The organism is Mesorhizobium sp. M7A.F.Ca.CA.004.04.2.1 (assembly GCF_004022825.1).
In the GTDB taxonomy this organism is placed as follows: domain Bacteria; phylum Pseudomonadota; class Alphaproteobacteria; order Rhizobiales; family Rhizobiaceae; genus Mesorhizobium.
Map to the genome: position 1 here is coordinate 1 of NZ_RZPH01000768.1, position 2,975 is coordinate 2,975.

A 2,975-nucleotide genomic window follows, 5' to 3' on the forward strand; every position below is an offset into this window, starting at 1 on the left:
GGTTATGACTGGTACGGCGGAATCTGAATCGCACACCGCAAACGCTGCGGCCCCAAAGATGGCCAACCTATAGCGAGCGGCGAAACAGTTCGCCCTTTCCGGCGATCTGCTCGCCAATGCCGCCGAGCCGCAGCATGTGCCAGGCAAGGGCGTGATTGCTCGAGGTTACCGGTTTCCCCAGTTCCTTCTCGACCTCCTCGATGATGCGGGCAACGCGCATGCTGGTGCAGGAAACGAACACCGCCTCACAGTCGCTCGACGCACCGATTTCCAAGATGGCCTGCTTGACCGATGCCGGCGTGATGCGCGCAACGACATTGTCATCCGCCTCGTTGAAGGAGCCCATGACCGGAATGTCCATCCCCCGCGCCATCAGCGATGCACGTAGCGAATGATTGATTTTCGCCAGATAAGGGGTGAGCAGCGCGATCCGCGAGACGCCCAGGGCCTTCAGCGCCGCCCTTGCCGCCGTCACCGGGTTGGTCACTTGCACGCCCGGCAGCACCTCATGAACGCGTTCGGCGACCTTGTCCTCGCCGATAACCAGCGCTCCCGAGGTGCAGGCAAAACCGATCACATCGAACTTGACGTCCGGCAAGAGCCCGACAGTTTCCGGGATGACGGCCGACATCTTCATCAGGTTTTCCGGCGTGATCTCGACATCGCTGTAGAGCCGCGCCTCGTACAGCGCGATGTCGCGCGCGGGCAGCGCATAGCGGAATTCATCCTCGATGGTCTGGTCGGTTCGAAGGACGAGCAGGCCGAGATTGGCGCGGGTGCCGATGCCGTCGTCGGTCTTGAAGGGAATGTGTTCCTTGTCGACGACAAGCGCATCGTCGGCGCGGCTAAGCGGGGCGTCCATGGCGCAGTCCCCTTCCTGATGCCAATCAGAATTGTCGACAATAGAAGCGACAACTTTGCCAAACGTGTCAAGAGCTCCGTTCCAATTTTGGGAACCGGGAAATGCCGGATTTCGCCCTGTCTGAACGGTGAATCGATCGTCGACCCACGCGCCGTTGACAATGGCCAGCGTCTTCCTGTTGAATTGTCGACAATAGAAACGACAACCATTCGGGTCAGCGATGCGCATATTGATCTTGGGCGGTGGCGTTGTCGGGATCACCACTGCCTATCAGTTGCAGAAGGACGGCCACACGGTCACCGTTCTCGAGCAGGCATCACAGGTGGCCGAAGGGGCAAGCTGGGCAAATGCCGGCATGATCGCGCCCGGCCATTCCTTCGTCTGGTCATCGCCGGCCGCGCCAAAAATCCTGCTGAAGTCGCTGTTCCAGAAAGACCAGGCGCTTCGTTTCAAGCTCTCCGCCGACCCGCATCTCTACAGCTGGTCGCTGCGCTTCCTCATGCAATGCACGGCCGCCAAAGCGCGTCGCAACACCCTTCTCAAACATCGGCTTGCGGTCCATTCCCAATCGGTCCTGCAGGCGGTCGTCAGGGAGGAAGCGATCCAGTACGACAGGACATCGGCCGGCATTCTTTACTTCCACCGCAACCGCCAGGCGCTCGACAAGGGCATCGCCAACATGCGCCTGCTGGAGGCCGACGGCCAGGAGATCCGTATCGTCGACGCGCAGGAAATCGTTGACCGCGAGCCGGCGCTGGCTTTGTCGCGCGACAACATTGCCGGCGGCGTATTGTGTCCGACCGACGAAACCGGCGACGCCGCCAAGTTCACGCGCGCGCTGGCGGCCATCGTCGAAAATAGGGGCGGCAAGATCCTGACAGGGACCAGGATCGTGGGGATCGAACGCAGAAAGGAAACGATCACCAAGATCGTCACCGACAAGGGAGAGTTTCTGGCCGACACCTACGTTCTGTGTCTCGGCGCCGAGAGCCCCGTCCTCGCCCGCAAGATCGGCCTTGGTCTGCCGATCTATCCGGTCAAGGGATATTCCATGACCATTCCCATCGTCGATCAGGCGCTGGCTCCAAAACTCCCTGTCATCGATGAGCACAATCTCGTCGCCATCACGCCGATGGGCGATCGCATCCGCGTGACCGCCACCGCGGAATTCGCGGGCTATGATCGCAGCCACAAGCCTTCGGATTTCGCCTTCATGAAGCGCGTCACGCAGGACCTGTTCCCGCGCGGCATCGCCTATGATCGCGCCGAGATGCGGGCCTGCCTGAGGCCCATGACGCCCGACAACCTGCCGATCCTCGGCCTGCGCGACATCCGAAACCTGTGGCTGAACACCGGGCACGGCCATATCGGCTGGACCATGGCGCATGGATCGGCCCGTATCGTCGCCGATCTGATCGCCGGCCGGGCAGCGCCGATCGCCCTCGACGGCATCCTTCCCACACAGGCGCGGTTCGCCGAACCAAGCGCCGCAAAGGCTTGACGACGCCATGCTTCGACCCACCAGACAAACCAACCAGGACAACAATGCGGCGTTGGCATCCAAGCCGATCAAGACCGGCCCGCGTGTCTATGAAGAGATCCGTCGCATGGCGATGGACTATCGCTTCAAGCCGAACGAACGCATCAACGAAGTGGCGCTTGCCGCGAGGCTGAATGTCAGCCGCAGCCCGATCCGGGAAGCTCTCCAGCGGCTGGTCACGGAGGAACTCATCACCTTCCAGACCAATCGCGGCTTCTTTTGCCGGGGCTTCGATGTCGACGAGATCGTCAATCTTTCCGACGTGCGAGCGGTGCTCGAGGAGCGCTCCGTCAGGCTGGCGGTCCAGCGCGCGACAGATGAGGAGCTTGCCACGCTCGTCGACTGGTGGGCGCTCACCATGGCGCGCGCCGACTCGTTTTCCAGCGCCGAACTGACCGCCAGGGACGAGGAATTTCACATCCGCATCGCCAGGCTGTCAGGCAATCCCGAACTGGCGCGCATGCTCGAAGGCATCAACACGCGCATCCATTTCGTTCGCAAGATCGAAGTGGAGAAGCACCGGCGATTGTCGACAACCTACACCGAACATAGCGAAATCGCCCGGGCCATGGT

3 protein-coding genes are annotated in these 2,975 nt (G+C 61.5%); 2 read left to right on the plus strand and 1 reads right to left on the minus strand.

Annotated features, from left to right (window positions below; translation table 11 throughout):
* Positions 1–67: 67 nt before the first annotated feature.
* Positions 68–862 (minus strand): aspartate/glutamate racemase family protein, encoded by a 795-nt coding sequence (locus tag EN893_RS26650; protein WP_127270737.1) that lies wholly within the window; start codon positions 860–862, stop codon positions 68–70.
* A 220-nt stretch (positions 863–1,082) separates the two neighbouring features.
* Between EN893_RS26650 and EN893_RS26655 the strand changes: the two genes are divergently transcribed.
* Both EN893_RS26655 and EN893_RS26660 read left to right on the plus strand, forming a co-directional pair.
* Positions 1,083–2,363 (plus strand): D-amino acid dehydrogenase, encoded by a 1,281-nt coding sequence (locus EN893_RS26655; protein WP_127267800.1) that lies wholly within the window; start codon positions 1,083–1,085, stop codon positions 2,361–2,363.
* Between the two features lie 7 nt (positions 2,364–2,370).
* Positions 2,371–2,975, plus strand: a 605-nt coding sequence (locus EN893_RS26660; RefSeq protein WP_164901124.1) for a GntR family transcriptional regulator, incomplete at its 3' end; no start/stop codon positions are given.